Annotated in this window: 29 protein-coding genes; 14 read left to right on the top strand and 15 right to left on the bottom strand. The window is 58.8% G+C overall.

The window, feature by feature from the left end; all coding sequences use genetic code 11:
- Positions 1–44: 44 nt before the first annotated feature.
- Positions 45–1,106, top strand: coding sequence for an AraC family transcriptional regulator (locus PSH79_RS07595; protein ID WP_305441988.1), 1,062 nt, complete (start codon positions 45–47; stop codon positions 1,104–1,106).
- On the opposite strand, the gene PSH79_RS07600 is transcribed toward PSH79_RS07595, so the two are convergent.
- Entirely contained in the window at positions 1,063–2,517 is a 1,455-nt protein-coding gene (locus tag PSH79_RS07600; protein WP_305441989.1) for a TrkH family potassium uptake protein, read from the bottom strand. The genes PSH79_RS07595 and PSH79_RS07600 overlap by 44 nt on opposite strands.
- Before the next feature lie 121 nt (positions 2,518–2,638).
- Between PSH79_RS07600 and PSH79_RS07605 the strand changes: the two genes are divergently transcribed.
- Positions 2,639–3,205, top strand: coding sequence for a nitroreductase family protein (locus PSH79_RS07605; RefSeq protein ID WP_305441990.1), 567 nt, complete (start codon positions 2,639–2,641; stop codon positions 3,203–3,205).
- Between the two features lie 58 nt (positions 3,206–3,263).
- Here PSH79_RS07605 and PSH79_RS07610 read toward each other — a convergent pair whose 3' ends face one another.
- The 6 genes from PSH79_RS07610 to PSH79_RS07635 all read right to left on the bottom strand — a co-directional run bounded on the left by PSH79_RS07610 (position 3,264) and on the right by PSH79_RS07635 (position 7,571).
- On the bottom strand, positions 3,264–4,604 hold the full coding sequence (locus PSH79_RS07610; RefSeq protein WP_305441991.1) for a cell wall metabolism sensor histidine kinase WalK: 1,341 nt from the start codon (positions 4,602–4,604) through the stop codon (positions 3,264–3,266).
- A 172-nt stretch (positions 4,605–4,776) separates the two neighbouring features.
- The gene (locus PSH79_RS07615; protein ID WP_305441992.1) at positions 4,777–5,226 is read right to left on the bottom strand and encodes a Spy/CpxP family protein refolding chaperone; all 450 of its coding nucleotides are present in this window, start codon (positions 5,224–5,226) and stop codon (positions 4,777–4,779) included.
- A gap of 230 nt (positions 5,227–5,456) precedes the next feature.
- On the bottom strand, positions 5,457–6,134 hold the full coding sequence (locus PSH79_RS07620; protein WP_187677328.1) for a response regulator transcription factor: 678 nt from the start codon (positions 6,132–6,134) through the stop codon (positions 5,457–5,459).
- 7 nt (positions 6,135–6,141) lie between these two features.
- Positions 6,142–6,552 (bottom strand): translation initiation factor 2, encoded by a 411-nt coding sequence (locus PSH79_RS07625; RefSeq protein ID WP_305441993.1) that lies wholly within the window; start codon positions 6,550–6,552, stop codon positions 6,142–6,144.
- A gap of 121 nt (positions 6,553–6,673) precedes the next feature.
- A complete protein-coding gene (locus PSH79_RS07630) occupies positions 6,674–6,973 on the bottom strand; it encodes a YciI family protein (protein WP_007966019.1) in 300 nt (99 codons plus the stop codon).
- 1 nt (position 6,974) lies between these two features.
- A complete protein-coding gene (locus PSH79_RS07635) occupies positions 6,975–7,571 on the bottom strand; it encodes a septation protein A (protein WP_187677331.1) in 597 nt (198 codons plus the stop codon).
- A gap of 87 nt (positions 7,572–7,658) precedes the next feature.
- Between PSH79_RS07635 and PSH79_RS07640 the strand changes: the two genes are divergently transcribed.
- The 7 genes from PSH79_RS07640 to PSH79_RS07670 all read left to right on the top strand — a co-directional run bounded on the left by PSH79_RS07640 (position 7,659) and on the right by PSH79_RS07670 (position 14,869).
- Positions 7,659–8,522, top strand: a complete 864-nt coding sequence (locus PSH79_RS07640) for a PHP domain-containing protein (RefSeq protein WP_305441994.1) — start codon at positions 7,659–7,661, stop codon at positions 8,520–8,522.
- Between the two features lie 13 nt (positions 8,523–8,535).
- The gene (locus PSH79_RS07645; RefSeq protein WP_007966016.1) at positions 8,536–9,165 is read left to right on the top strand and encodes an L-threonylcarbamoyladenylate synthase; all 630 of its coding nucleotides are present in this window, start codon (positions 8,536–8,538) and stop codon (positions 9,163–9,165) included.
- On the top strand, positions 9,166–9,987 hold the full coding sequence (locus PSH79_RS07650; RefSeq protein ID WP_024012074.1) for a ScpA family protein: 822 nt from the start codon (positions 9,166–9,168) through the stop codon (positions 9,985–9,987).
- Positions 9,988–9,998: 11 nt separating this feature from the next.
- A complete protein-coding gene (scpB, locus tag PSH79_RS07655) occupies positions 9,999–10,970 on the top strand; it encodes an SMC-Scp complex subunit ScpB (RefSeq protein WP_305441995.1) in 972 nt (323 codons plus the stop codon).
- 111 nt (positions 10,971–11,081) lie between these two features.
- A complete protein-coding gene (locus PSH79_RS07660) occupies positions 11,082–11,273 on the top strand; it encodes a DUF1289 domain-containing protein (protein ID WP_187677335.1) in 192 nt (63 codons plus the stop codon).
- Between the two features lie 143 nt (positions 11,274–11,416).
- Entirely contained in the window at positions 11,417–12,631 is a 1,215-nt protein-coding gene (gene rluB / locus PSH79_RS07665; protein WP_305441996.1) for a 23S rRNA pseudouridine(2605) synthase RluB, read from the top strand.
- A gap of 819 nt (positions 12,632–13,450) precedes the next feature.
- Positions 13,451–14,869 carry an amino acid permease gene (locus PSH79_RS07670; RefSeq protein WP_305441997.1) on the top strand — a complete coding sequence of 473 codons (1,419 nt, stop codon included), beginning with the start codon at positions 13,451–13,453 and terminating at the stop codon, positions 14,867–14,869.
- Positions 14,870–14,936: 67 nt separating this feature from the next.
- Here the strand turns inward: PSH79_RS07670 and glyA are convergent, their stop codons facing one another.
- Entirely contained in the window at positions 14,937–16,286 is a 1,350-nt protein-coding gene (gene glyA / locus PSH79_RS07675) for a serine hydroxymethyltransferase (RefSeq protein ID WP_305441998.1), read from the bottom strand.
- Positions 16,287–16,817: 531 nt separating this feature from the next.
- Here glyA and PSH79_RS07680 point away from each other — a divergent pair.
- Together PSH79_RS07680 and PSH79_RS07685 are read left to right on the top strand one after the other, a co-directional pair.
- Positions 16,818–17,423, top strand: a complete 606-nt coding sequence (locus tag PSH79_RS07680; RefSeq protein ID WP_305443890.1) for a helix-turn-helix transcriptional regulator — start codon at positions 16,818–16,820, stop codon at positions 17,421–17,423.
- Positions 17,407–18,282, top strand: coding sequence for a queuosine precursor transporter (locus tag PSH79_RS07685; RefSeq protein WP_305441999.1), 876 nt, complete (start codon positions 17,407–17,409; stop codon positions 18,280–18,282). The genes PSH79_RS07680 and PSH79_RS07685 overlap by 17 nt, the downstream gene beginning before the upstream one ends.
- Before the next feature lie 51 nt (positions 18,283–18,333).
- On the opposite strand, the gene queC is transcribed toward PSH79_RS07685, so the two are convergent.
- Positions 18,334–19,032: a 7-cyano-7-deazaguanine synthase QueC gene (gene queC, locus PSH79_RS07690; RefSeq protein ID WP_305442000.1), complete on the bottom strand. Its 699-nt coding sequence runs from the start codon at positions 19,030–19,032 to the stop codon at positions 18,334–18,336.
- Between the two features lie 157 nt (positions 19,033–19,189).
- Between queC and arfB the strand changes: the two genes are divergently transcribed.
- The gene (gene arfB / locus PSH79_RS07695; RefSeq protein WP_007920134.1) at positions 19,190–19,603 is read left to right on the top strand and encodes an alternative ribosome rescue aminoacyl-tRNA hydrolase ArfB; all 414 of its coding nucleotides are present in this window, start codon (positions 19,190–19,192) and stop codon (positions 19,601–19,603) included.
- Here the strand turns inward: arfB and PSH79_RS07700 are convergent.
- The 6 genes from PSH79_RS07700 to phhA all read right to left on the bottom strand — a co-directional run bounded on the left by PSH79_RS07700 (position 19,600) and on the right by phhA (position 23,994).
- Positions 19,600–20,799 (bottom strand): MFS transporter, encoded by a 1,200-nt coding sequence (locus PSH79_RS07700; protein ID WP_305442002.1) that lies wholly within the window; start codon positions 20,797–20,799, stop codon positions 19,600–19,602. The genes arfB and PSH79_RS07700 overlap by 4 nt on opposite strands.
- 103 nt (positions 20,800–20,902) lie before the next feature.
- Positions 20,903–21,121 (bottom strand): hypothetical protein, encoded by a 219-nt coding sequence (locus PSH79_RS07705; RefSeq protein ID WP_259697581.1) that lies wholly within the window; start codon positions 21,119–21,121, stop codon positions 20,903–20,905.
- Between the two features lie 34 nt (positions 21,122–21,155).
- Positions 21,156–21,287, bottom strand: coding sequence for a hypothetical protein (locus tag PSH79_RS07710; protein WP_305442003.1), 132 nt, complete (start codon positions 21,285–21,287; stop codon positions 21,156–21,158).
- Between the two features lie 247 nt (positions 21,288–21,534).
- A complete protein-coding gene (locus tag PSH79_RS07715; protein WP_305442005.1) occupies positions 21,535–22,728 on the bottom strand; it encodes an amino acid aminotransferase in 1,194 nt (397 codons plus the stop codon).
- Positions 22,728–23,084 carry a 4a-hydroxytetrahydrobiopterin dehydratase gene (locus PSH79_RS07720; protein ID WP_003222798.1) on the bottom strand — a complete coding sequence of 119 codons (357 nt, stop codon included), beginning with the start codon at positions 23,082–23,084 and terminating at the stop codon, positions 22,728–22,730. Before PSH79_RS07720 ends, PSH79_RS07715 begins: the two co-directional genes overlap by 1 nt.
- A gap of 118 nt (positions 23,085–23,202) precedes the next feature.
- Complete coding sequence (phhA, locus tag PSH79_RS07725) at positions 23,203–23,994, bottom strand: phenylalanine 4-monooxygenase (RefSeq protein WP_305442006.1); 792 nt, start codon at positions 23,992–23,994, stop codon at positions 23,203–23,205.
- A 369-nt stretch (positions 23,995–24,363) separates the two neighbouring features.
- Here phhA and PSH79_RS07730 point away from each other — a divergent pair, with 369 nt between their 5' ends.
- Together PSH79_RS07730 and PSH79_RS07735 are read left to right on the top strand one after the other, a co-directional pair.
- Positions 24,364–25,926, top strand: coding sequence for a sigma-54-dependent transcriptional regulator (locus PSH79_RS07730; RefSeq protein ID WP_305442008.1), 1,563 nt, complete (start codon positions 24,364–24,366; stop codon positions 25,924–25,926).
- 272 nt (positions 25,927–26,198) lie between these two features.
- Positions 26,199–26,939 carry a flagellar basal body rod protein FlgF gene (locus PSH79_RS07735; RefSeq protein ID WP_187677347.1) on the top strand — a complete coding sequence of 247 codons (741 nt, stop codon included), beginning with the start codon at positions 26,199–26,201 and terminating at the stop codon, positions 26,937–26,939.
- Positions 26,940–26,969 lie beyond the last annotated feature (30 nt).

Consider the following 26,969-nt stretch of genomic DNA (forward strand, 5'->3'; position numbering starts at 1 on the left):
AATCAGGCCGTAGCATGCGGCCCCTCATGTAAAAGAAAAACACCATGAGCGAACGAACGACTTCTGCAAGCTGGGCGATGGGGATTGTCAAAGCATTGGAGATGGACGGCCTGGATTGCCGGGTTCTGTTCAAGCAGTTGGGGCTCGATTACGCGGCCCTGGATGATCCGGATGCGCGCTTCCCGCAAGACTCCATGACCCGACTCTGGCAACGGGCAGTCGAGCTGTCCGGCAACCCGGCAATCGGCCTGAACATGGGCAAAGTGGTGCGGCCAGCCTCGTTTCATGTTGCCGGTTACGCGCTGATGTCCAGCAATACCCTGGCCGAAGGCTTTCAGCGACTGGTGCGCTATCAGCGCATCATTGCCGAAAGTGCCGACCTGAGTTTTCGTCTGCTGGAGGAAGGCTATGCGCTGATCCTGACCGTGCACGGCGATCACCTGCCGCCGACCCGGCAAAGTGCCGAAGCCTCGCTGGCGTGTGCGTTGGCCCTGTGTGGCTGGCTGAGCGGGCGCACGCTGCACCCGGTCAAGGTTCTGGTGCAGGGCGATGAACCGGATGATCTGCAACCCTACAAACAAGCCTTCCATGCGCCCCTGGTGTTCAACGCGCCGTATGACGCGCTGATCTTCGAACGTGCCGACATGGAGGCGCCGCTGCCCACCGCCAACGAGGCGATGGCGCTGCTGCATGACCGGTTTGCCGGGGAATACCTGGCGCGGTTTTCCGAAAGTCGCGTGACCCACAAGGCCCGCCAGGTGCTCTGCCGTTTGCTGCCTCAGGGTGAACCCAAGCGCGATACCGTCGCACAGACCCTTCACTTGTCGCAGCGCACTTTGCAGCGTCGGTTACAGGAGGAGGGCACGAGTTTTCAGCAATTGCTCGACGACACCCGCCGCGAACTGGCCGAACAGTATCTGGCGCAACCGAGCATGACCCTGCTGGAAATCGCCTATCTATTGGGTTTTGCCGATCCGAGCAATTTCTTCCGCGCGTTCCGTCGCTGGTTCGACACCACGCCCGGCGATTACCGGGCGCGGCTGTTGCAGGCGCCGAATGCGATCAGTGACGCCAAAAGGCCGGAATACACAGCACAAACACCGTGATGATCTCCAGTCGGCCGAGCAGCATGCCGAACGACAAAATCCACTTCGCTGCATCCGGCAGGGTCGCGAAATTGCCCGCCGGGCCGATGGTTTCGCCAAGGCCTGGGCCGACACCGGAAACAGTGCTGGCGGCGCCGGTCAGCGCGGTCATCCAGTCCACGCCCAACAGTGACAGCAGCAGGGCGATCACGCAGATGGTGATGGCGAAGAAGAACGAGAAGGTCAAAATCGAGCGTACGATCTCCTCGTCGAGGCGGTGACCGTTGTACTTCTGCTTGATCACCGCGCGCGGGTGGATCAACTGGTTAAGGTTGGCCTTGAGCAGGATGTAGGCGACCTGGAACCGGAAGATCTTGATCCCGCCCGCCGTCGATCCAGAACAGCCACCGACAAAGCCCAGATAGAAAAACAGCATCAGCGAGAAGTTGCCCCACAGGCTGTAGTCCCCAAGGGCAAAACCGGTGGTGGTCAGCACCGAAGTCACGTTCAGCGCCACATGGCGCAGAGCTTCGAGCCAATGCAGGTTGGTCGTCCACCAGTACCAGGTTCCGAGCACCAGCCACGTCACCAGCAACATCGCCAGCATGCCCTGCACCTGCTGATCCTTGATCAACGCCTTGCGATTGCCACGCAATGTGGCCACGTACAGGGTAAACGGCAGGCTGCCGAGAATCATGACCACCACCGCCACCCAGTGCACTGCCGGTTGCGTCCACTTGGCCAGCGACTGGTCGGAGGTCGAAAAACCGCCTGTGGAAATGGCCGACATCGCGTGGTTGATCGCATCGAACAGGCTCATCCCGGCCCACCAGAACGCCAGGCTGCCGAGGATGGTGATGCCGACATAAGCCGCCACGATCAGGCGCGCCACCATGTGCGAGCGCGGCATGACCTTTTCCGAGCGATCGGAGGATTCGGTCTGGAACAGGCGCATGCCACCGATACGCAGTAGCGGCAGAATCGCCACCGCCATGCCGATAAAGCCGATACCGCCGATCCAGTGCAGCAACGAGCGCCACATCAAGATGCCGGGGGACATGTTATCCAGACCCGTGAGCACGGTCGAACCGGTGGCGGTGATGCCGGACATGCTTTCGAAGAACGAGTCGGTGTAGCTGATGTGCTGGGTCAGCAGAAACGGCAGCGCCGCGAAGATACACACCACCAGCCAACTGCTGACGGTCAGCAGGTACATGTCGCGGGGGCGCAGATGAATGTGTTCCGGGCGACCGGGAATCACCAGCGCGAGGCCGGCGACGAAGGTGATCATGCTCGCCCAGAGGAACGACGGCAGGTCGCTGGTGCGCTCGAAAATCACCAGCGTGGCCATGGGCACGACCATGGCAACCGCCAGGGTGATCAGGAAGATGCCGATGATGAAACCAATGATCCGTAAGGTCGGCAACGCCATGAAGTCCGCTCGGGCTGATGTGGGAAGGGCGCCATTCTACCTATGGGGTAGGGCATGTAAACCGGCATCCCTTTGACAGATACAGCTAGAATAGCCGCACATTTTTCTCAGGAGGTGGCCGATGCAGGCTCTCGACGCTTTGCTCAACCGTGTTTCCGTTCCCCGACTGGTCGAACCGGCCCCGACTGCCGAGCAGCGCGAAGCCTTGTTTGGCGCGGCGCTGCGTGCACCGGATCACGGGCATTTGCAGCCGTATCGCTTCCTGACTGTCGAAGGCGCGGCGCGTGAGCAGATGGGCGAGTTGCTGGCCGAGGCTGCGCAGAAGCAGGAAGGCGAAGTCACTGAAGCAATGATCGACAAAGCCCGCAACGGCCCGCTGCGTGCGCCGTTGGTGGTTGTGGTGATCGCCAAACTGCAGGAACACGTCAAGTACCCGAAGGCCGAGCAGTTGCTGGCGGCGGGCTGTGCAGCGCACGGGATTTTGCTGGCGGCGTATGCGCAGGGCATTGGTGCGGTTTGGCGTACCGGTGATCTGGCCTATTCGGCGCATGTGGCCAAAGGCCTGGGGCTGGCGGAAGGTGAAGAAGTGATTGCCTTCCTGTACCTCGGCACGCCGCAGAAGGAGCCACGTGTGGCGGAGAAGGTTGATCTGGCCGAGTTTGTCAGCGCCTGGCCCGCCAAGGCCTGACATCCTGAATCTACTGTAGGAGTGAGCCTGCGAGCAGGCTCACTCCTACAGGTTATGCCTAGGGTTGAACGATAGCTCCAGGTATTAGCGGTAATTCGAGACTCGCAACAAATCCACCCTGCGGATGATTGGCCAACGTCAAACTGCCGCCATGGCGCTCCGCCGCCCGCTTGGCAATCGCCAATCCCAGGCCATGTCCCGCCGCCGTTTGCCCCGGCGCCCGATAGAACGGCTCGCCTAACTGACTCAAATGCTCGGCCTGCACACCCGGCCCATGGTCACGCACACTGATCACGATCCGCTCGCCCTCCCGCGAAGCCTGCATTTCAATCGCCCGACCCTCAGGATTGAAACGCTGGGCATTGCGCAGCAGGTTATCGACAGCGCGCTCGATCATGGTCGGCCAACCCTTGAGATTCAGTTGCGGCTCGACGTCCAGCCGCACGTCTTGCTCCGGCGAGCTTAGTAGCGCGTCCTTTTGCAAAGTGCCCAGCAACGCATTCAAATCTACGTCTTCTGCACTGGCGTTGTCGGCATCGACTCGCGCCAATACCAGAATTTCACTGATCAGCGCTTCCAGCCGATCACATTCACGAGTCAACCGTGGCCAGAGCTTCTCGCGCTCTTCAGGATTGGCGCGTTCGGCCAGCGCCAAGGCAATCCGCAGCCGTGCCAACGGTGAGCGCAATTCGTGGGACACATCGCGCAGCAGTTGCCGCTGACTGCCAATCAGGCTTTGCAGGCGTGCGCCCATGCGGTTGAAGTCAGTGGCCAGGACGCCGAATTCATCACGACGATTGGCCAGTTTTGCCAGGCTGTTCTGTTGATAGGTGGTCTGCCCCAGATCATGCACCGCGCCGCGCAAACGGCTGAGCGGGCGGGTGATCGAGAAGGTCACCAACAGGCTGAACAGGGTCAGCACCACCAGCGCGATACCCAGCGCACTCAATGGCCAGAGCAGGCTTTCGCGGTGCCAGGAATCGAGTTCCGGGTGCGGGATGCGGTAGATGAACAGGTAGGTGTCACCGGTTTTGTTACTGGTGAATTCGTCAGTCAGACGGCGCCATGGCAAGCGGCGGTCATCGTTGTTCTGCCGGGCTTCGAAGGCGGCTGCGCGACGGGGGAAGGTGCCGCGCACCACTGGGTCGCCAGTTTCGTTGAGGACTTGAACGTCGATGTGGTATTGGCGTTTGCGTTGTTCGAGGATGTTCTGGGCGGCTTCTTCGCCTTGGGCTTCGTAGGTCTGCGTCCACTCGGCGGCCAGGGTGTTGAGGCCCGGATGGCGGCTGAGGATCCACGCGTCCTGGTTGAGCATGTGCCCTAGCAGAATGGAAAGGCCAGCCACCAATGCGATGGCCAGCCAGAAGCTCGCGAGAATACGCCAGAACAATGAACGCACAAAAAATCCTCAGAACAAACTAAACCCCTGCAGGAGCGAGCCTGCTCGCGATAGCGGTGTGTCAGACATGCATACGTTGGCTGACACATCGCTATCGCGAGCAGGCTCGCTCCCACATTCGATCTAAAGTAAGAAACCCGACGGCGTTAACCGTCGGGTCCGGGTCAGAACATTATTGCGCCTTTTGCGCCTGTTGCGCTTTCCAGGCCTTGAATTCGGCCCATTCTGCGCGACGCTCGGCCTGTTTCTTCTGGATCTCGTCGAATTTCTTCTGTTGATCCGGTTTCAGCAGGGCGCGGACATCGGACTCGGCTTTCTTGTGGTTGGCCGCTATCTCGTCCTTCATGGCTTTCTGATCGGCTGGCGAGAGTTTTTCCAGATATTTGTCGACCACTTGCTTACGCTCGTGCATCTGCTCGCCCATGATCTTGCGGATCTGCTCGCGTTGTTCGCGGGACAGGTCGAGTTGGCTGTACGGGCCTTTGCCGTGCATGCCGTGCATCTGACCGCCGTGGCGTGGGCCGTCGAGCGGGCCACCCATCGGGCCACCGTCTTGCGGCATGGCCATGGCGACGGTTGGCAGAGCGGCAGCGAACATCAGAGCGATAAGAGTCTTGCGCATGGTGTATCTCCTTGTCTCGTTCCCGGTACGTTCCGGATGAGTTCAGATTACGGAGATCAAGGTCAGCGGCGGTCAGCGCTACGTAAAGCTTGGGTAAAGACGCGTTGCCATCGACCTGACAAACAATCACGCAAATCGATTCGCAACCCAATGTAGGAGCTGCCGAAGGCTCGGGCAGCTCCTGCAGGGGGGCGATTTTTCGTCATCCCAATGCAGGAGGCCGTGCAGGATTACAGGCTGTAGTAGTAACCACGGCTACGCAGCGCAACGATTCGTGGGCGGCCGTCGGGGTGTGGGCCGATCTTTTTGCGCAGGTTGCTGACGTGCATGTCGAGACTGCGGTCGTACAGGGTCAACTTGCGGCCCAGGGCCAGTTGCGCCAGTTCCTGTTTGTCCAGCGGCTCGCCGGGCTGCTTGAGCAACGCTTCAAGCAAGCGACTCTCAGAGACGGTGAGGGTCAGTTCTTTCTCGTCGATGCTGACCACGCCGCGCACCGGACTGAAGCTCAGGTCACCCAGTTCCAACTGCGTCGACACGGCGGCCGGATGGCTGCGGCGCAACACGGCGCGCAAGCGAGCAGTCAGTTCACGCGGGTCGCAGGGTTTGGCCAGATAATCGTCGGCGCCCAGTTCCAGACCGAGGATGCGGTCCAGCGGCTCGCCACGGGCGGATAGCATCAGCACCGGCAGATCGGCGTGATCGTTGCGCAATTGTTTGAGCAGTTCCAGACCACTGCCATCGGGCAGCATCACGTCCAGCACCACTGCCGCCGGAGCGGTTTCGGCCAAGGCCTTGCGGGCGCTCTGACCGTCGTGGCAGGCGCGCACCTGGAAGCCTTCCTGGCTCAACCAACTGCTCAGGAGCTCACACAGCTCCACGTCATCATCAATAAGTAACAGCTCGCTCATGACTCACTCAATTTAGCCATTGCCGACGTTTTCGGCTTGCACCACTGGCAAAGATACCGCAGAGCAGCGCCAATAGCGCTACCCCGGCGCCGGTGACGAACCACTGCTGCTGATCGGTCAGCAGGCGCGGCAGCGGGCTGGCCTGGGCTTCCTTGAGTTGCAGCTTGAGGCGCTGGTTCTCTTGGCGCAACCGGGCGAGCTGGGCGCTCTCGCGGGTGTTGTCGGCATTTTGCAGTTGTTTGTTCAATTCTTCCCGTTGCTGCTCACTGGCCTTGAGACGCTGTTGCAGCTCGGTAATCTGGCTGCCGGCACTCAATGACAATGGCGTGGAGCTGCCGCTTTCGGTGGCTTCCTCACCATGGGCGGGCGCCATGATCGACAACGTGACCAACATCAGACACAACGGACCCTTGCGCATCGCGACACCTGCTTCCAAATGGATATTGGGCAGGTTGTCGGCAGGCAAACGAGAATAATGAGCGATTGAGAACGCGATGAACCGACAAGGTTCATCACGTGGGGACATTGGCGAGGGAAAGTTACGGCAGGACTTGCTTGAACGGCTTGACGATCACATTGGCGTAGACGCCGGCAGCGATGTAAGGATCGGCATCGGCCCAGGCTTGCGCGGCGCTAAGGGAATCGAATTCGGCGACGATCAGGCTGCCGGTGAAACCCGCTGCGCCCGGATCATTGCTGTCGACGGCCGGGTGGGGGCCGGCCAGGACGATGCGGCCTTCGCCCTTGAGCACTTGCAGGCGTTCCAGATGCGCAGGGCGCGCGGCCAGGCGAGCTTCCAGAGAGTTGGCGACGTCAGTGGCAATGATTGCGTAGAGCATGTCAGTCCTCGGTTTTTGGTGTTGTGGTATCGGTGTCGTGCAGGTGACGGGACAGGTAAATCCCCTGTGCGACCAGGAACAGCACGGTCATGCCCAGGCTGCCGAACACCTTGAAGTCCACCCAGATGCTCTGGAAGGTGAACGCGACGAACAGGTTGGCGGCCCCGCAGAACAGGAAAAAGGCGATCCAGGCGATGTTCAGGCGCGTCCAGACCGGATCCGGCAGGGTCAGCGCATGGCCCATGATGCGTTTGATCAACAGGCGATCACCAATGAAGTGGCTGCCGATGAAGGCGACAGCGAACAACCAGTTGACCACCGGTGCTTTCCATTTCAGGAAGGTCTCGCTGTGGAAGGCCAGTGTCAGGCTGCCGAACACGAGACAGGCGATCAGGGTCAGCCATTGGCTCTTTTCCAGCTTGCGCTGTTTGATGAAAAGCGCGCCGTACACCGCCAGAGAGCTGATGATCAGCATCGCGGTGGCGCTGTAAATACCGCCTACAGTGACTTCATGGCCCGCAATGTCGACGACCCGTGGATCAAGTTTGTAAACGATGAAAAACAGCAGAAGCGGGATGAAATCGATGAATTGTTTCACAGTGAGAGCCAGAAGCTGGATGTGGCGGCATAATAACAAACATATGGGCGCGCGATAGCGCCGGCTGATTTGAGGTTACAACTCCCCGTGAATGTTGATTTGCACTGCCATAGCACGGCCTCCGATGGCGCCCTGGCGCCTGCGGTTCTGGTTGCGCGTGCGTTCGAGAACGGCGTGCGAGTCCTTGCCCTGACCGACCATGACACCCTCGAAGGCCTCGCCGAAGCGCGCGCTGCTGCCAACGAGTTGGGCATGCAACTGGTCAATGGCGTCGAATTGTCCTGCACCTGGGGTGGGGCGACCATTCACGTGCTTGGCTACGGTTTCGACGTCAATGCCGCGCCGTTGGTCGAGGCGATCGCCAAATTGCACGATGGCCGCTGGCTGCGGTCGGAAGAAATAAGCCGCAAGCTCGCCCTCAAGGGCATGCCCGGCGCCCTTGAAGGCGCGCGGCAGGTCCAGCAGGAACTGGGCGACAGCGGCAACGCGCCGGCCCGTCCGCATTTCGCCGACTGGATGGTGCGTGAAGGTTATGTAAAGGATCGCGCCGAGGCATTCCGCAAATGGCTTGGCGCCGGCAAGCTGGGCGACGTCAAACTGCACTGGCCGACGCTGGAAGACACTGTCGGTACCCTGCGCGCCGCCGGCGCCTGGGTCAGTCTGGCGCATCCATGGCACTACGATTTCACCCGCAGCAAGCGCCGAAAGCTGATTGCCGACTATATTCAAGCGGGCGGGCATGCGATCGAAGTGGTCAATGGCCATCAGCCTGCGGAACAGGTGGGCAGCCTGGCAATCCTTGCCCGTGAGTTCGGTCTGCTGGTCAGCGCCGGCAGTGATTTTCATGGCCCTGGAGGCTGGTCCGAGATCGGCCAATACCGGCCGGTTCCCGAGGACCTTCCACCCCTGTGGTGTCGGTTCAAACATGACACAGTTATTGCCGCCGTCTGAACAGGTAGAGAATGTGAGTCAATTTTTCCAGATTCATCCGGAAAACCCGCAAGCGCGCCTGATCAAACAGGCGGTCGAGATCATTCGCAAGGGCGGGGTGGTGATTTATCCCACGGACTCTTCCTACGCCATCGGTTGCCAGATCGGCGACAAGACGGCCATTGAGCGCGTTCGACGCTTGCGTCAGCTCGATGAAAAACACAACTTCGCGCTGATCTGCAGCGATCTGTCGCAACTGGGTAACTACGCCAAGATCGACACCGGCACCTTCCGCATTCTCAAGGCTCACCTGCCAGGGCCGTACACCTTCATTCTCAATGCCACACGTGAAGTGCCGCGGCTGCTCCTGCATCCGAAGAAGCGCACCATCGGCCTGCGCGTGCCGAGCCACCCGATTGCGTTGGCGCTGTTGGCCGAACTCGGCGAGCCGCTGATGAGCGTGACCCTGATCATGCCCGGCGACGAAGATCCACTGAGCGATCCGTACGAAATGCGCCAGTTGCTCGAACACCAAGTGGACTTGATCATCGACGGCGGTTTTGGCGGCATCAAGGCCTCCACCGTGATCGACCTGACCGGCGACGATCCGGAAGTGATCCGCGTCGGTTGCGGCGATCCAGCCCCGTTCATGGTCGAGGCCTGAATGTCCGCAGTAGAAACCGTTGTCGATCCACAGGCCGGCGCCCAGCAGGAACTGCCGTTTGCCATGGTCTATGGTCAGGCAGTCATGGAAATGCCGCTTGACCTGTACATACCGCCGGATGCGCTCGAGGTCTTCCTTGAAGCCTTCGAAGGCCCGCTCGACCTGCTGCTGTACCTGATCCGCAAACAGAACATCAACATCCTCGACATCCCGGTGGCGGAAATCACCCGCCAGTACATGGGCTATGTCGAGTTGATGCAGTCGGTGCGTCTGGAGCTGGCCGCCGAGTACCTGGTGATGGCCGCGATGCTCGCCGAGATCAAATCGCGGATGCTTCTGCCAAGGGCCGAAACCGTCGAAGACGAAGAAGACGACCCGCGCGCCGAGCTGATCCGCCGCTTGCAGGAATACGAACGCTTCAAGGCCGCTGCCGAAGGCATCGACGGTTTGAGCCGGGTCGGTCGCGATGTGATCGTGCCCAAGCTCGACGCCCCGGAAGCCCGCGCGCGCAAGTTGTTGCCGGATGTCGCGCTGGAAGAGATTTTGATGTGCATGGCCGAAGTGCTGCGCCGTGGCGATATGTTTGAAAGCCACCAGGTCAGCCGCGAGGCACTGTCCACCCGCGAGCGCATGAGCGATGTGCTGGAACGGCTCAAGGGCGGCGGTTTTGTGCCGTTCGTCGAGCTGTTCACCGCCGAAGAAGGGCGGCTGGGTGTGGTGGTGACCTTTATGGCGATCCTTGAACTGGTCAAGGAATCCTTGGTCGAGCTGGTGCAGAATGAGCCGTTCGCCGCGATCCACGTGCGAGCCCGAGCCGAATAACGAGTCGAAACATGAACCTGACTGAACCCCGCGAGCTGGCATCCCTGCTTGAAGCCTTTCTGTTGGCCTCGGGAAAGCCGCAATCCCTTGAGCGCCTGTTTGAACTGTTCGAAGAAGGCGAGCGGCCCGAGCCTGCGGTCTTCAAGAAAGCCCTGACGTTGCTGGGCAAGTCCTGCGAGGGCCGCGCGTTTGAGCTCAAGGAAGTCTCGTCGGGCTATCGCTTGCAGATCCGCGAGAAGTTTTCGCCGTGGGTCGGCCGCTTGTGGGAAGAACGCCCGCAGCGTTATTCCCGCGCCTTGCTCGAAACCATTGCGCTGATCGCCTATCGCCAGCCGATTACTCGTGGCGAGATCGAAGACGTACGTGGTGTGGCGGTGAACAGCAACATCGTCAAAACCTTGCTGGAACGTGAGTGGATCCGCGTCGTCGGCTACCGCGACGTACCGGGCAAGCCGGCGATGTTTGCCACCACCAAGATGTTTCTCGATCACTTCAACCTGAAAAACCTCGAAGACCTGCCGCCGCTGGCCGAATTGCGCGAGATGGAAACCGACCCGGTGCTCGATTTCGACGACGCTCCGGTGCCGCAGGGCTTGCAAGAACTGGCCGATGCCAGCGCCGAGCCGGAGGAGGAGAAGGAAGAAACCAGTTTCCATTCCTTGCTGCTGGAACTGGACAGCATGGAGGAGGGGATCAAGACCGACTTCGACGATTTGCTGCGTGATGGCGCCGATGGCGACGCGCCGCCGACCGAGCCTGAGGTAGAAATTGTCGAGGCAGTCATTGAGATTGAACCTGAGACCGAGCCTGAAACCGAACCTGAAGAGGACAGTCTTGGAGTTGCCGAGGCCCGGGAAAAACTTCTCGCCGCCGTCGCCGCCCTGGAACAGTCTGCACCGGAACCCGAATTGAGCGAAGAAGAAGCCGAAGCCCGCGCGTTGGCCGAAGCCATCGAAGCCGAACGTCGCGAGTTCGAGGACTGAGGCGCGCCGAAAAGATCGCAGCCTGCGGCAGCTCTCACAGGATTGACTGTGCACATGGCCCCTGTAGGAACTGCCGAAGGCTGCGATCTTTTGATCTTCAAGGGAGACCCCATGAGTTCCACCAAAGACCCCTGCATCAGCCTCTGCAAATTCACCGACGACATCTGCCTCGGCTGCGGCCGCAGCAAGCGCGAAATCAAGGCCTGGAAGAAACTCGACAAGGACGACAAGCGCATCGTGCTGGCCGAAGCCGCGCTGCGCCTGATCAAGCTTGGCGGCGCCGGTCGGCGGAAAAAGAAATAACTGTCGATCGATCAGCTAGTCTCTGATGCGCGATGGTCCACATCCGCGTATGATTCGCGACCCTTCGCCGATCCCTTCGGCAAAGCAAACAGTTTTCAATGCTTCAGGCGCCGCCTGAACAGAACACACCGGGAGGTGCCCAGATGAGTGACATCAATCAGAAAGACGACCAGGAAATCGGCCCAGCAGGCGAAAAACTGCAGAAAGTCCTCGCCCGTATCGGCGTCGGCTCGCGCCGCGACGTAGAAGCCTGGATCAGCCAGGGCCGCATCAAGGTCAATGGCAAAGACGCCACCCTCGGCCTGCGCGTCGACATGCACGACGCCATCACCATTGATGGCAAGGTGATCAAGCGTGAAGAGGCTGCCGAATCGGTACGCCGCGTGATCATGTACAACAAACCCGATGGCGAGATCTGCACCCGTGACGACCCGGAAGGCCGTCCGACCGTGTTCGACAAGCTGCCGCGTCCGAAAGAAGGACGCTGGATCAACATCGGTCGCCTCGACATCAACACCACTGGTCTGTTGATGTTCACCACCGACGGTGAACTGGCCAACCGCCTGATGCACCCGTCCTACGAGATGGACCGTGAATACGCCGTGCGTGTACGCGGTGAAGTCGATGACGAAATGATCGAGCGTCTGAAGGCCGGCGTCGTGCTGGAAGACGGTCCGGCCAAGTTCACCGACATCAAGCAGGCACCGGGCGGCGAAGGTTTCAACCACTGGTATCACTGCGTGGTCATGGAAGGTCGTAACCGTGAGGTTCGTCGTCTGTGGGAGTCGCAAGGTCTCGTTGTCAGCCGTCTGAAGCGCGTGCGTTTCGGTCCGGTGTTCCTCAACTCCGACCTGCCGATGGGCCGCTGGCGCGAAATGAGCCAGTACGAAGTCGACATCCTCAGTGCTGAAGTGGGTCTGACGCCGGTAGCGATGCCGCAACTGAATGCCAAGAGCAAAGACAAGCTTGAGCGCATGCAGCGCAAATCGTCGCGGCCGATGGCCAAGACCGAGCGCGTGCGTACCCTGCGTCCAGCCGCTGGCGCGCCGACCGGCCCTCGTCCAGGCCGCGAGCCGCAGATCGAAGGTGAGCGTCCGGGTCGCAAGCCTGCCGCGCGTCCGGATGGCGAGCGCGCTCCACGCGGCCGTACCGAGCGTAGCGAAGGCCGTGCACCTGCCGGTCGCGGTACACCGGTAGCGGATCGACCTGCTGACACCACCAACAAGCGTCCGGCCAAACCGGCGCCGAAGCGTCCGGGCATCAAGCTTGTTGACGGTGACAAGCCGTCGGGCAATCGCCGTGGCGCACCGGCCGGTTCTGGCCAGCGTCCGGGGTTCGGTCGCAAGAAGCCTGAGTGATCGGATTTAGTGACTGAATGAAAAAACGCCAACCTCAGGGTTGGCGTTTTTTTTCGTCTGGCAAAAGTATTTCCGCGCGCCTGGAAACAAAACGCCCATCAGCCAGCGGATTGTCATCCAGCGCAAACCACCGCCAATGTGCAGACGTCTGACAGAGGATTCTGAAATGGAAATTTCACGTTACGCCTCGTAAAGAAATATTTACGAAAACCACGCGAAAACCCAATGAACGACAACCTGTGCCGAGCGTGTAAGGAAAAGCTGCCGAAGCACGCCCCTCCGGTAGCTGCGCAAGGCTCTGGCACGCTTGTTTCAGCAGTGCTGGAAGGGTGAGATGCGCCCCATGCCTGTCGTGCAGGTGCATAACAAGAAGGAGGCGCAATGAACGCCGTGACTGATCTTCACCTCTCACCGTGGGACGGTTTTCCCCTCGTCCGCGTCGATGACCTGCAAAGGTCTGACTCAATTTTTGCAGCCGCTCGAGCGTCTCGAGGCGGACACACGCAATCCCGGCAACCAACACGCTGATCCAGCGGAGTCTGGCAGCAGGGGGTTAGCGGTGTACAATGCGCCGCGTTTTAACTGTGACCCTCTGCGTAATCGCGCAAATCTCAAGGCTATCCGCCTTGTTCACTCCGCCGCGCCACAAGCGTGTCGGGTTCGATTTCGTCACAGATAAAAACAAACAGGTGACGCATGACCGTTGTAAAAAAGCTGAACTCCTGGTGCCTGCGCTGGGGTTTGATCGGGGCTGCTTGAAATCGCAACCTTGCAGCAACGTCTACTGAACATCATCAAACCTTGCGTGAGACCTTTTTCATGAGTGGACAACCCTCGCAATCAGGCGAGCTGAAACGCGGCCTGAAAAATCGCCATATTCAACTGATCGCCCTCGGTGGCGCGATCGGTACCGGATTGTTCCTCGGCTCGGCCGGGGTGCTGAAATCCGCTGGTCCGTCGATGATCCTCGGCTACGCCATCTGCGGCTTCATCGCCTTCATGATCATGCGCCAGCTCGGCGAAATGATTGTCGAAGAGCCGGTGGCCGGTTCCTTCAGTCATTTTGCGCACAAGTACTGGGGCGGCTTCGCCGGCTTTCTGTCGGGCTGGAACTGCTGGATTCTGTACATTCTGGTGGGCATGTCCGAGCTGACAGCCGTCGGCAAATACATTCATTACTGGGCGCCTGACATCCCTACCTGGGTTTCCGCTGCTGCATTCTTCGTGCTGATCAATGCGATCAACCTGGCCAACGTCAAAGTCTTCGGTGAAGCCGAATTCTGGTTCGCGATCATCAAGGTCGTGGCGATCGTCGGCATGATTGCCCTGGGCAGCTACCTGCTGGTCAGCGGCCATGGCGGCCCGCAAGCTTCGGTCAGCAACCTGTGGTCCCACGGCGGGTTCTTCCCCAATGGCGTCAGCGGACTGGTGATGGCCATGGCGATCATCATGTTCTCCTTCGGCGGCCTGGAAATGCTCGGTTTTACTGCCGCTGAAGCCGACAAACCGAAAACCGTGATCCCGAAAGCGATCAACCAGGTGATCTACCGGATCCTTATTTTCTACATCGGCGCCTTGGTTATCCTGCTGTCGCTGACCCCGTGGGACAGCCTGCTGGAAACCCTCAACGCGTCCGGCGATTCGTACAGCGGCAGCCCGTTCGTGCAAGTGTTCTCGATGCTCGGCAGCAACACCGCCGCACACATCCTCAATTTCGTGGTGCTGACCGCAGCCCTGTCGGTGTACAACAGCGGCACCTACTGCAACAGCCGCATGTTGCTGGGTATGGCCGAGCAGGGTGACGCGCCGAAAGGTCTGGCGAAGATCGACAAGCGCGGCGTGCCGGTGCGTTCGATCCTCGCTTCGGCGGCGGTGACGCTGGTGGCGGTGCTGCTTAACTATCTGATCCCGCAACACGCGCTGGAGTTACTGATGTCGCTGGTAGTGGCGACCCTGGTGATCAACTGGGCGATGATCAGCTTCTCGCACTTCAAGTTCCGCCAGCACATGAACAAGACCCAGCAGACGCCGCTGTTCAAGGCGCTGTGGTATCCGTACGGCAACTACGTCTGCCTGGCATTCGTCGCCTTCATCCTGGGTGTGATGCTGCTGATCCCGGGGATTCAGATCTCGGTGTATGCGATTCCGGTGTGGGTCGTGTTCATGTGGGTCTGCTACCTGATCAAGAACAAGCGCGGTGCGCAGCAGGCCGTGCACGCGGCAGGTGCTGCCAAGTAAGCGTTGACGCAGAAACACAAAACCCGGCCTGAGCGCCGGGTTTTTTATGGGTGTAAATGTTGGGGCGCTATTGATAGTCGGCGACAGGATAGTCCCTGCACAAGGTTTCGACCTCTGAACGAAACTGCGCGAGGAGCAGGGGTTCCAGTGTGTAGTCTTGTTCGCCGAGCGGCGCCACCGTGTTCAGAATCCGGACTATCAGATCGACGATCTGGCGGCTGCCGAGGACATCGACCCGGCGTTGTGCTAGCGCCCCCGTGCCGATACGCAGCCCGCTGGTAACAAGTGAGGAGCGGGGGTCGGCGGGTACGCGATGTCGGTTGACGATGATCCCGCAGTGCCCCAGCGCCGCTTCCGCAATGGCGCCGGTAATGCCGCCATGCAAGCGAACCAGCACCGTATGGTTTTCACTGCAGCCGCCGACCACCTCATAGTCCTTGGCCTGAAACGCTTTGGCCATTTCATCCGCAGTACTGCGGATCTGCGCCATGCAGGCATCGAATTCTGCCGACATGGCGTAACCCAGCGCGGCAGCCTTTGCTGCGATCATGTTGGCGGCGGGCGCGCCCTGCATTCGCGGGTAAACGGCTTGATCCAGCAAACGACTGAAAGTCGTGCGCAAACCGGGAATCTTGGTGTTCGCATCAGCACCGCTGAGGATCAAGCCACCCCGAGGCCCGGCGAGTTGCTTGTGCGTGCAGGTGACCGTGACGTGGGCGGCATCGATCGGACCTGGATGGCGCACGGTGGCGACCAGCCCGGCGATATGCGAAATGTCGGCGAGCAGGATGGCCCCGGCTTCATCGGCAATTTCACGAAACCGCTGGAAGTCCACGACGCGTGAATAGGCGGTGGCGCCGCAGAGGATGACGCGTGGGCGATGGGCGAGTGCCAGCAGGCGCACCTTGTCGTAATCAATAACACCGTCGGATGTCGTGCCGTACTGGATCGCCTTGTAGTAGGCGCCGGAAAACGCGGCGAGGCTGCCATGAGTCAGATGACCGCCGTGTTCCACCGCCATGCCCAGCAAGGTGTCGCCGGGCTCGAGTAAGGCTGTGAGCACCTGGTAAACGGCGTTCGACGCTGAGTGTGGCTGCACGTTGGCGTATTGTGCGCCGAACAGTTCTCGCGCCCGGCGGATGGCCAGCGATTCGACCAGCTCGACATTCTCGCACCCAGCGCTGTGACGCTTGCCGGACATGCCTTCTGCGGTCACGTTGACCAGCACGGAAGCGGAGGCCGCCAAGGTTCGCGGCTGAACTGCGCAGGAGGACGAGACCAGTGAAAGCGTGTGCTGTTGACGCGTGACTTCTGCGTCGAGAATTGCCGCCAGTTCGGCGTCTTCTGCGCGCAGATCTGCAAGGCCGCGTCGCAGCAAGTCAGCCTGGTTCTTGAGCGGTTCAGTAATGACTGCCATTGCTTGATTCCTTCCTTGGTTTTGCGTGATTTGCGCATGTCCTTGCTTGCCAGATCTGTACAGGCGAATCCGTGTTTTGACCGCTGTGCGCGCAAAACTAAACCCTGTCCAGGCCCCCCGTTTTTTTTGTTCTTTCACTTTCGAGAATGAGACGCGGGGTTGACGCATCATAAATTTTTCAGTGAGGAACGCCACAGAATTAATCAAAAAAATGAACATTCTTCAAAGAAAATGATTCTTTTTGTAGTCGCGTCGGGTGTAAAACAGGCATTGCCCGGAGCCGATTTTCAGGCCTTTGGTGGAAGTCGGCAGGAACTGACGAGTCGGTACGGAGGCTGAAATGACCCCGCACGTTGGCGGAAGCAGCCTGTGAAAGCTGACTTTTTATACCGAACCCAGGGAGGGAGAATGCTATGATCCGGCGCGGCACTGACAGGGATATAACTGCAATTTCCTACCTCACTTGTATGTCCGGAATGATCATTCGGGACGTGACATTGATTGCAGTTAAAAATGGATGATAAGCATGTGATGCATAGAAGAGAAAGATCGGAGAATCTGAAGAACAACATCAAGTACCTGATAAAGAGTCGCGGGGAGACGCAGTTGTCCTTGTGTCACTCCAGTGGTTTGACCCGCACGACCATCTACAACATTCTTGAAGGCAAAGTGGTCAATGTACAACAGTCCACTGTGCGCAAGATTTCTGATTTCTTCGGCGTGTCTTATGAAGAAATAGAGACAATTGATTTTGAAGAAAAGGAAATAATCGAAAGCAGTATTTCGCCACAGGGGAATATGAATCCGGCGGCGGTGCCTGTCATCAAGGAAAGTATGCTGCTGCAAAGTCTGGACAAAAGAATTGGCGAGTTGGCCACGATTTATCCACTGACTTACTATTTTGGCGCTTCTTTTAACCTGATTGGTGTGCTGCTGGAAAACGAAATCAGCGGTCTGCATGAACCCGGTGAACTGTTGATCGTGCAGAAAGGAGCCTCAACCAGCCACAGGGAAAAACTGGTATATGACAAAATCACAGCGAAGTTATCTATAAGCCATGAAGGCAGCTTTGATGCGGATCGTGTATGCGTGATCGGAGATGTAATCGAGGAACGATTTAATGGACTGCAGTGTTGAAATGGAAAACAGCAAGTACAAATTGCTGGGGTTCGAAAATGGAAAAAGCCTGGCCGTTATCATGGTCATTGCGACGGGCAAGATAATTAAAATAAAACTGAGTGAAGTGTTGAATAGTGAGATTATGGATAATCTGAATAAAATCGAAGTGAAAAACCTCTACAAGAAGTTTTACTCCCAGGGTGGTGCGCTAACCGCCTATGAAATAAATGACCGTCATGAGAGTTCCTGGATGATCTACATCATCCTGAACCTGATGCTGTTTACGCTGTATATCTTCACCAGTATTGCGGCGACAAAACCGATCTACCTGGATTACTTTGACATTGTCGTGACCCCGGGAACTTTTCTTTATCCGCTGACCTTTCTGATCGTTGACCTGTTGAACGAGACCTTTGGTCTGCGGCTGGCACGCAGAGCGATTCTCTTTGCGTTCATCAGCAATGCGGCGATTATCATTCTATTGGCGATTACCACGCATTTGCCGGGGCTGCCGGGGTGGAAGCTTGATGGACCTTACAATGACGTGATCAGTCAGTTGTCTTCTGTTCTGGTAGCGTCTTCGATTTCGTTTCTGGTGTCCGAAAACATAAATTCATATCTGTTGTGCAAGATCAAGGAACTGACTAACTCCAGATTCCTGTTCTTGCGCGTGTTCTTGAGTACGTTGTTTGCGGTGATCATCGACAGCTTTCTGTTCTGCTACATCGCATTCTATGGAACGATGGAGAACAGCGCGATTTTGAGCATGATCTATGTGCAGATCGCGATCAAAGTGGGTTTTGCTTTCTTTAATATCATGCCCGCCTATGGTGCGCGGTCATTGTTCAAGAAGTACCTGACGGGGAGTCAGGCTTGATTGAATAGCAGAAACGCTCGCTTGGGTATCCAGGCGAGCGTTTTTTGTGCCTTAACTTAGTTTTAGTTTCAATTTCAAACTGTTGGTCACCTGCTCTTTGTTATCCAGGAACTCGTTGAGTCCTTTTGCGCGAAGGTTGCACGCGTCGCAATTGGCGCAACCACTGCCGGCGATACCGTTGTAGCAAGTCAGGGTCTGATGGCGAATCAAGTTCAGTTGATTGTGGTAATCAGCCAGGGCCCAGGTTTCCGCTTTGTTCAGCCACATCAGTGGTGTTTCCAGGCGTAACTTGTAATCCATGCCCAGTTCAAGCGCGTTGTTCAATGCCTTGACGAACTCATCCCGGCAATCCGGGTAACCCGAGAAGTCGGTTTCGCAAACCCCGGTAATAACTGTTCTGGCTTGAACCTGATACGCATAGATAGACGCGAGGGTCAAAAACAGAATGTTTCTTCCCGGTACGAAAGTGCTCGGCAGGCTTTCTCCAGAGCTGTTGACCGTCGGCACGGGAATGTTGTCGCGGGTCAGGCTGCTGATCGCCAGTTCATTGAGCAGCGAAACATCCATTACCTTGTGTACGGTCACGCCAAGCTGTTTGCAAAGTTGCTGCGCAACTTCAATTTCCGCGTGGTGACGCTGGCCATAATCAAAGGTAATGCAGTGCACTTCATCGTAGTGGGTCAGCGCATGGATCAGGCAGGTCGTAGAGTCCTGGCCACCACTGAAAACGATAACTGCCTTGTTGCTCATAAGTCTGCTTCCTGCATTAAACGGGTAAATTCAAAGGTCAGAATGGTAACTCGAAATGACACTCGATATAAGTGCGCGGGAAGTTGCCCCTGCAGGCCACAGGTCGCTTTTCGGCTAATCGCGGTATCCTGTGCGCTCTGATTACGGACGCTTTTCCATGCTGGTGATTTCCAACAACGTGCATCTGCCGGATGCCGAGATCGAACTGACCGCCATCCGCGCACAAGGCGCCGGAGGGCAGAACGTCAACAAGGTCTCCAGCGCCATGCACTTGCGCTTCGACATTCCGGCCTCGTCGTTGCCCGAGTTCTACAAGGAGCGGCTGCTGGCGCTGCGCGACAGTCGCATCACCAGCGATGGCGTGTTGATCATCAAGGCCCAGCAATACCGCACGCAGGAAGCCAACCGCGCCGATGCGCTGGAGCGTCTGGTCGAGCTGATCCTCAGCGCGACCAAAGTCGAGAAGAAACGCCGCCCTACCAAGCCGACCCTCGGCTCGAAGAAGCGCCGTCTCGAATCGAAAACCAAGCGCGGCAGTATCAAGGCCGGGCGTGGCAAGGTGGATTTCTAGTCTTCGCGGTATTTTGCGGTGTGCTTGTACAGATAAACGCTCAGCGCCAATCCGCTTAGCGAGGCGAGGGCGGCGAAGAGGAAGATCGAGGCGAAGCCGAATCCGGCAGCAATTGCCCCGGCCAGTGGTCCGGTGATCCCCAGCGACAAGTCGATGAACAGCGAGTAAGCGCCAACGGCTGCGCCGCGACTGGAGGCCGGCACCAGATTCACCGCCTCCACACCCAGCGCCGGGAACACCAGCGAGAAACCAAACCCGCTCAGCGCCGCACCGGCCAGCGCCCAATGCGCGTCCGGCGCCAGCCACAACAGCAGCAGACCAAGGGTTTCCACCGACAGACAGGCAATCGCTACGCGAAAGCCGCCGAGGCGGTTGATCAGGTTGCCGAACAGCAGTCGCGCACCGATGAAACTGGCGCCGAACAGGCTCAGGCACAGCACGGCGTTGTCCCAATGCTGGGTCGCGTAATACAGGGTGATGAAGGTGGCAATGGTGCCGAAACCGATCGAGCCCAGCGCCAGGCCGCAGCCGTGGGGAAACACTTTACCGAGCACATGCATGAACGGCAGACGCTCGCCGGCGACAATCGGTGCCGGGGTTTTTGGCCAGGCGAGCAACAGGCCCAACGCGGCGAGCAGGATGATGCTGACGCCCATGCTCCACAATCCCAACTGGCTGACCAGCCACACGCCAAACGGTGCGCCGACCGCCAGTGCGCCATAACTGGCGATACCGTTCCAGGAAATCACTTTGGCGGTGTTCGCTGCACCGACTCGGCCGATGCCCCAGCCGATCGAGCCGGAGCCGACGAGGCTTTCCGCGCTGCCCAGCACCAGTCGACCGATCAACAGACTGATCAAACTGAGCATCGGCATGCTCGGTGTCCACGCCGAAATCAGCATGAACACACCGCTCAAGCCGCACCCGGCCAGGCCAATCATCACCGCGCGTTTGCTGCCCTGGTTGTCGATGATCTTGCCGGCGTACGGACGGCTGAGCAGGGTCGCGAGGTATTGCACGCTGATCACCAGGCCGGCGATTACCGCGCCGAAACCCAGATCGCTGTGGACATAGCCCGGCAATACAGCGAGCGGAATGCCGATGTTCAGGTAGCCGATGAAGGTGAAGAGGACGATGGAAACGACTTGCAGCGTGACCGCCAGGGGGCGCTGGGGCTCTGACTTGGAGAACGACATGGGTAAAGGTCCACGGGAGCAGCAGATTAGATAGGCTGCTTATGATACCGACGCGAACGGCTCTGGGGCGGGGAAAAGTAAAACTATTTGCCGGGCGGCAGTTTCAGGGTTTGGCGGGGGCAACCAGTTGCGTGGTGACCAGTGCGGCGAGGGCGTTTTCTTCGCTGCCAAAACGGGCGAGCAGGGCCGCTTGTTTCTCTGGGGAGAGCCGGCTCCAGATCTCGATCATTTTCTCGGTGGCGCCGATCAGGACGGCAGCTTGGCTTTCGGAGAATTCGTCGGTCATGGCGGGCTCGGGGTTCAGGCAGTGTGGAAAGCGCATGTTAGCGCTTTCCACACGGTCTGTACGGCGGGTTTTACTCTTCGCTGTCGGCCGGGCGGCCCTCAACGGCTTCTTTCGGTTCGGGCTGCCCCGCACCGGCTTGTTGCGTGGTCGTCTGCTCAGGTACGTGCAGGCTTGGGAAGGGGAGATTAGGAATCTCGTGCATGGTTGCGCTCCTCGCTAAGTCTGTTGATAGATCTGGTAGATCCGCGCTTTTAGAAAGCCTGCGCAGGATACAGCAGGAAAAATGACAATCAGACTTTTAATTCGAATTATTGCGACAAATGGCCGCAGGGAGGCAGGTCGCCGAAACAAATGTAGGAGCTGCCGGAGGCTGCGATCTTTTGATCCTGCTTTTAAAACAAGATCAAAAGATCGCAGCCTTCGGCAGCTCCTACAGGGGTATTGCGGTGTTATTTGCAGACGTTGGCGATGGCGTCGGCCAGCAGGGCGAGGCGCGTGGCGTCGATACCGGCGACATTCGCCCGGCCCGAGCTGACCATGTACACGCTGTGATGCTCGCGCAGTTGCTTCACTTGCTCCGGCGACAAGCCGGTGTAAGAAAACATCCCGCGCTGCACGCCAATGTGCGCAAAACGCTCGCGCAGACCATGCGGCTCCAGCGCTTCCACCAAACCACTACGCAGCTGCGCGATGCGCAAGCGCATGGCTTCCACCTCGTCGGCCCAGCGGCTTTTCAGTTCCGGGTCGGCAAGGATGGTTGCGACCACTGCTGCACCATGATCTGGCGGTGTCGACCACAGGTTGCGGGCGATGTTGGCCAGTTGGCTGCGGATGTCGATGAGCTTGTCGGCGGTCTTCGCGCAGACGATCAGCGCACCGGTACGGTCGCGATACAGGCCGAAGTTCTTCGAGCAGGAACTGGTGATCAGCAACTCCGGCACTTGCGCGGCGAACAAGCGGGTCGACCACGCATCCTGCTCCAGGCCGTCGCCAAAGCCTTGGTAGGCAAAGTCGATCAGTGGCAGCAGGTCGCGACGGCGCACCACGTCCAGCACGCGCTGCCAGTCGTCGTGGCTCAGATCGAAACCGGTCGGGTTGTGGCAGCACGCGTGCAGCAACACCACATCACCTTTCGGCACTTCGTTGAGTACGGCGAGCATGGCGTCGACGTCGAGACGGTTGTCACTGCCCACGTAAGGGTAGTGACTGACCTTGACGCCAGCCGTGGCGAAAATGGTTTCGTGGATCGGCCAGGTCGGGTTGCTCAACCACACGCCTTTGCCTGGCAGGCATTGGGCGATGAAGTCGGCAGCCAGACGCAGGGCACCGGTGCCACCCGGGGTCTGGGTGGCGCCGGCGCGCTGTTCGGCGATCAGTTTCGAGTCGGCACCGAGCACCAGCTCATTGATGACTTTGCCGAACAGCGGGTTGCCGTGGCCACCGATGTAGGTTTTGGTGTCCTGGCTCTCGACCAGCCGCGCTTCGGCGATTTTCACTGCCTCCGGGATGGGTGTCAGGCCCTGGGCATCCTTGTAGACGCCAACGCCGAGGTCGAATTTGCGCGGATTGGAATCCTGCGCATAAGCCTCCATCAATCCGAGGATCGGGTCGCCGGGCACCCGGCCGATGGCGTCGAAGTGCATTACTTGCGTCCTTCTGCGGTCTTGGCCACTTCGTCAGTGCGCGCGGCCATGATGAAGTCGTTGCGGTGCAAGCCTTTGATCGAGTGGCTCCACCAGGTCACGGTCACTTTGCCCCACTCGGTCAGCAGGCCCGGGTGGTGGCCTTCGGCCTCGGAGATTTCGCCGACGGCGTTGGTGAACGCCAGCGCGTGTTTGAAATTCTTGAACAGGAAGACTTTTTCCAGCTGCATGATGCTGTCGCGAACTTCGATGTTCCAGTCAGGGATCTGCTTGATCAGGATCGGCAGTTCTTCGTCGCTGACTTGTGGCGCATCGGCGCGGCAGGCTTCGCAGTGGGCTTGATTCAAAGTGGACATGGTGTGATTCCTGAAATCGAGTGTGTTTTTTTTATAGAAGCTATCGGGCCGTCAATGCCGTCACGCTAAACCAAAGCCGCGACGACTGACAGACTCAATTGTCAGCAAAAGTCGCGGATCACGCGGCTTTCGGTTTTGGCGGAAATTTCGGTGCGTGCAAACCCAACTGCATGCCCTGCTTGACCATGGCCATGATGTCTTCATGAGCAACGTCGAACAGACGCTTGAGGTTCGGCAGGACAAAGTACAGCGGTTGCAGGATGTCGATGCGGTACGGCGTGCGCATGGCTTCCAGCGGATCGAAGGTCTGATGCTCCGGCTCGTCCGACAGGCAATAAACAGTTTCTTTCGGTGAGGAGAGGATGCCGCCGCCGTAAATGCGTTTGCCTTGCGGGGTGTCGACCAGGCCGAATTCGATGGTCATCCAGTACAGGCGCGCCAGGTACACACGTTCTTCCTTGGTGGCCTGCAAGCCGAGTTTGCCGTAGGTGTGGGTGAACTCGGCGAACCACGGGTTGGTCAGCAGCGGGCAGTGGCCAAAGATCTCATGGAAAATGTCCGGCTCTTGCAGGTAGTCCAGTTCTTCGCGGGTTCGAATGAAGGTGGCGACCGGAAACTGCTTGCTGGCGAGCAATTCAAAGAAAGTCTGGAACGGAATCAGTGCCGGAACGCGCGCGACCTGCCAACCGGTAGTCTCGCCGAGTACCTTGTTGATCTCGCCCAGTTGCGGAATGCGGTCGTGGGGCAGACCGAGTTTTTCGATACCGTCCAGGTACTCCTGGCACGCACGCCCTTCGATCACTTTCAACTGGCGGGTGATCAGCGTGTTCCACACCGCGTGTTCTTCGGCGGGGTAGTCGATAAAACCTTGCGCATCGGGCTCGCGGGCCACGTATTGCGTCTGCTTCATACTGCTCTCCTGCTAGGGGAATTCGTTCTTGTTATGTCCAGCGATGGACTCAGAATTACCCGAGAGCGCGGTGATGTGCAGCAGCTCGAATCGCCTGTGCGTAGGAAATTTCTCTTAAATTCGTAAAGTAATCGTTACGCTTTGACGCATATCTAGCGTTTACGGTAATTCTCGGGTTTGAAAAGGACGGTAGCTGTCACATAATCTTGACAACTATCTGCGCGCCTCGACAGAAAAGTCTGGCGCGGTCCCCCTGTAGGAGTGAGCCTGCGATAGCGGTGTGTCATTCACCTCAGTGCAGCCTGATAAACCGCTATCGCGAGCAGGCTCGCTCCTACAGGTTCTTCATCGTTTATTCGGACGATTTTTATGCGCATCAAAGTCCACTGCCAGAACCGCATCGGCATTCTGCGCGACATTCTCAACCTGTTGGTGGCGTACGGGATCAACGTCGCGCGCGGCGAGGTTGGTGGTGAGCATGGCAACGCGATCTATCTGCATTGCCCGAACTTGATCAACATCCAGTTTCAGGCGTTGCGCCCGAAGTTCGAAGCGATTGCTGGGGTGTTCGGCGTCAAGCGGGTAGGGCTGATGCCCAGCGAGCGTCGGCATATGGAATTGAACGCGTTGCTCGGCGCGCTGGAGTTTCCGGTGCTGTCGATCGACATGGGCGGTTCGATCGTCGCCGCCAACCGTGCGGCGGCGCAGTTGCTGGGTGTGCGCGTCGATGAGGTGCCGGGGATTCCGCTGTCGCGCTACGCCGAGGATTTCGACTTGCCGGAGTTGGTGCGCGCCAATAAATCGCGAATCAATGGCATGCGGGTCAAGGTCAAGGGTGACGTCTTTCTTGCCGACATCGCCCCGCTGCAATCTGAGCACGACGACAGCGAAGCCATGGCCGGCGCAGTACTGACCTTGCATCGCGCCGACCGTGTCGGCGAGCGCATCTATAACGTGCGCAAGCAGGAGTTGCGCGGTTTCGACAGCATCTTTCAAAGCTCGAAAGTCATGGCGGCGGTGGTGCGCGAGGCGCGTCGCATGGCGCCCCTCGATGCGCCTCTATTGATAGAAGGCGAAACCGGCACCGGCAAGGAGTTGCTGGCACGCGCCTGTCACCTCGCCAGTCCGCGCGGACAATCGCCGCTGATGGCGCTCAACTGCGCCGGCCTGCCGGAGTCGATGGCCGAGACCGAGCTGTTCGGCTATGGCCCCGGTGCTTTCGAAGGCGCACGCGCTGAAGGCAAGCTCGGTCTGCTGGAGTTGACGGCGGGCGGCACGCTGTTTCTCGATGGCGTCGGCGAAATGAGCCCGCGCTTGCAGGTGAAATTGCTGCGCTTCTTACAGGACGGCTGTTTCCGTCGCGTCGGCAGCGATGAAGAGGTTTATCTGGATGTGCGGGTGATCTGCGCGACCCAGGTGGACTTGTCTGAGTTGTGCGCTCGCGGTGAATTTCGCCAGGATTTGTACCATCGCTTGAACGTGCTTTCGCTGCACATTCCACCCCTGCGCGAATGCCTCGACGGTTTGACGCCGCTGGTCGAGCACTTTCTTGATCAGGCCAGTCGACAGATCGGCTGTTCGCTACCAAAACTGGCGCCGGCGGCAATGGATCGGCTCAGTCATTACCACTGGCCGGGCAATGTGCGGCAGTTGGAGAACGTGCTGTTTCAGGCGGTGTCGCTGTGTGATGGCGGCACGGTCAAGTCCGAGCATATTCGTCTGCCGGATTATGGCGTGCGTCAGCCGCTTGGCGATTTTTCGCTTGAGGGTGGGCTGGACGAGATTGTCGGGCGGTTTGAGAAAGCGGTGCTGGAACGGCTCTATTCCGAGCATCCGAGCAGTCGGCAGTTGGGTAAGCGGCTGGGGGTTTCACACACCACGATTGCCAACAAACTGCGCGAATATGAGGTTGGCAAAGATAGCGAAGCTTAAGATCAAAGGATCGCAGCCTTCGGCAGCTCCTACAGGAGTACGCATTTCAAATGTAGGAGCTGCGGCACGCTGCGATCTTTTGATTCTTTGCCGCGAAGCGGCATAACACCGCCGGTTTTTCGACTTCGATACATTTCCCGATTCCCCGCAATACCCCTCAAGTCCTTTGTTTGCCGGGCTGCGAGCCGCCAGAAAAAAGTTGGTCTGCAAATTGCTTATGGCTCAGCAGTACAGCGGTGGGCGGCAAACGTCCGGCATGCAGAGGAAAGAGTGTGGACAAGTACCTTTATGTGGCAATGACCGGCGCCAGCCAGAACGCACTGGCGCAAAAGGCTCATGCCAACAACCTGGCGAACATCTCCACCAACGGTTTTCAGCGCGACCTGGAGCAGGCGCGTTCGATGCCGGTGTTCGGTGACAGCTTTCCGGCGCGCGCGTTTGCCCTGAGCGAACGGCCCGCCACAGATTTCACGCCAGGCTCGCTGGTGCAGACCGGCCGTGATCTCGACGTCGCCGTGACCGGCAATGGCTGGATCGCCGTGCAAAATCCAAACGGCGGCGAGAGCTACGTGCGTACCGGCAGCCTGAATGTCGACGCCCTCGGCGTCCTGCGTGCCGGCAACGGCATGCCGGTGATGGGCAATGGCGGTCCGATCGCCGTGCCACCCGAGCAGCAGATCGAAGTCGGCGAAGACGGCACGATCAGTATTCGTGCGATGGGTGAAGGCCCGCGCGTCATGGCGGAAGTCGACCGGATCAAACTGGTCAACCCGGACATCAAGAACATGAACAAGGGCCTCGACGGCTCGATCTACACCAAGGACGGCCAGCCTGCGCCGATCGATGCCAACGTCAAACTGGTGTCGGGTTTCCTGGAGTCGAGCAACGTCAATGCCGTGGAAGAAATGACTTCGGTGCTGGCCTTGGCCAAGCAGTTCGAGTTGCACGTCAAGATGATGAACACCGCCAAAGACGACGACCAGGCCATGGCTCGGGTCTTGCAGATCAGCTAATTATCAGAACGTCGCGCCGTAAAACAGGCG

It is taken from the genome of Pseudomonas sp. FP2196 (assembly GCF_030687715.1).
Classification (GTDB): Bacteria; Pseudomonadota; Gammaproteobacteria; order Pseudomonadales; family Pseudomonadaceae; genus Aquipseudomonas.

Bases quoted from the DNA above. Each gene is read 5' to 3' on its own strand.
- PSH79_RS07595 (WP_305441988.1), top strand. From the start codon at position 45: ATGAGCGAACGAACGACTTCTGCAAGCTGGGCGATGGGGATTGTCAAA.
- PSH79_RS07600 (WP_305441989.1), bottom strand. From the start codon at position 2,517: ATGGCGTTGCCGACCTTACGGATCATTGGTTTCATCATCGGCATCTTC.
- PSH79_RS07605 (WP_305441990.1), top strand. From the start codon at position 2,639: ATGCAGGCTCTCGACGCTTTGCTCAACCGTGTTTCCGTTCCCCGACTG.
- PSH79_RS07615 (WP_305441992.1), bottom strand. From the start codon at position 5,226: ATGCGCAAGACTCTTATCGCTCTGATGTTCGCTGCCGCTCTGCCAACC.
- PSH79_RS07620 (WP_187677328.1), bottom strand. From the start codon at position 6,134: ATGAGCGAGCTGTTACTTATTGATGATGACGTGGAGCTGTGTGAGCTC.
- PSH79_RS07625 (WP_305441993.1), bottom strand. From the start codon at position 6,552: ATGCGCAAGGGTCCGTTGTGTCTGATGTTGGTCACGTTGTCGATCATG.
- PSH79_RS07630 (WP_007966019.1), bottom strand. From the start codon at position 6,973: ATGCTCTACGCAATCATTGCCACTGACGTCGCCAACTCTCTGGAAGCT.
- PSH79_RS07650 (WP_024012074.1), top strand. From the start codon at position 9,166: ATGTCCGCAGTAGAAACCGTTGTCGATCCACAGGCCGGCGCCCAGCAG.
- scpB (WP_305441995.1), top strand. From the start codon at position 9,999: ATGAACCTGACTGAACCCCGCGAGCTGGCATCCCTGCTTGAAGCCTTT.
- PSH79_RS07660 (WP_187677335.1), top strand. From the start codon at position 11,082: ATGAGTTCCACCAAAGACCCCTGCATCAGCCTCTGCAAATTCACCGAC.
- rluB (WP_305441996.1), top strand. From the start codon at position 11,417: ATGAGTGACATCAATCAGAAAGACGACCAGGAAATCGGCCCAGCAGGC.
- PSH79_RS07670 (WP_305441997.1), top strand. From the start codon at position 13,451: ATGAGTGGACAACCCTCGCAATCAGGCGAGCTGAAACGCGGCCTGAAA.
- glyA (WP_305441998.1), bottom strand. From the start codon at position 16,286: ATGGCAGTCATTACTGAACCGCTCAAGAACCAGGCTGACTTGCTGCGA.
- PSH79_RS07680 (WP_305443890.1), top strand. From the start codon at position 16,818: ATGCATAGAAGAGAAAGATCGGAGAATCTGAAGAACAACATCAAGTAC.
- PSH79_RS07685 (WP_305441999.1), top strand. From the start codon at position 17,407: ATGGACTGCAGTGTTGAAATGGAAAACAGCAAGTACAAATTGCTGGGG.
- queC (WP_305442000.1), bottom strand. From the start codon at position 19,032: ATGAGCAACAAGGCAGTTATCGTTTTCAGTGGTGGCCAGGACTCTACG.
- arfB (WP_007920134.1), top strand. From the start codon at position 19,190: ATGCTGGTGATTTCCAACAACGTGCATCTGCCGGATGCCGAGATCGAA.
- PSH79_RS07700 (WP_305442002.1), bottom strand. From the start codon at position 20,799: ATGTCGTTCTCCAAGTCAGAGCCCCAGCGCCCCCTGGCGGTCACGCTG.
- PSH79_RS07705 (WP_259697581.1), bottom strand. From the start codon at position 21,121: ATGCGCTTTCCACACTGCCTGAACCCCGAGCCCGCCATGACCGACGAA.
- PSH79_RS07710 (WP_305442003.1), bottom strand. From the start codon at position 21,287: ATGCACGAGATTCCTAATCTCCCCTTCCCAAGCCTGCACGTACCTGAG.
- PSH79_RS07715 (WP_305442005.1), bottom strand. From the start codon at position 22,728: ATGCACTTCGACGCCATCGGCCGGGTGCCCGGCGACCCGATCCTCGGA.
- PSH79_RS07720 (WP_003222798.1), bottom strand. From the start codon at position 23,084: ATGTCCACTTTGAATCAAGCCCACTGCGAAGCCTGCCGCGCCGATGCG.
- phhA (WP_305442006.1), bottom strand. From the start codon at position 23,994: ATGAAGCAGACGCAATACGTGGCCCGCGAGCCCGATGCGCAAGGTTTT.
- PSH79_RS07730 (WP_305442008.1), top strand. From the start codon at position 24,364: ATGCGCATCAAAGTCCACTGCCAGAACCGCATCGGCATTCTGCGCGAC.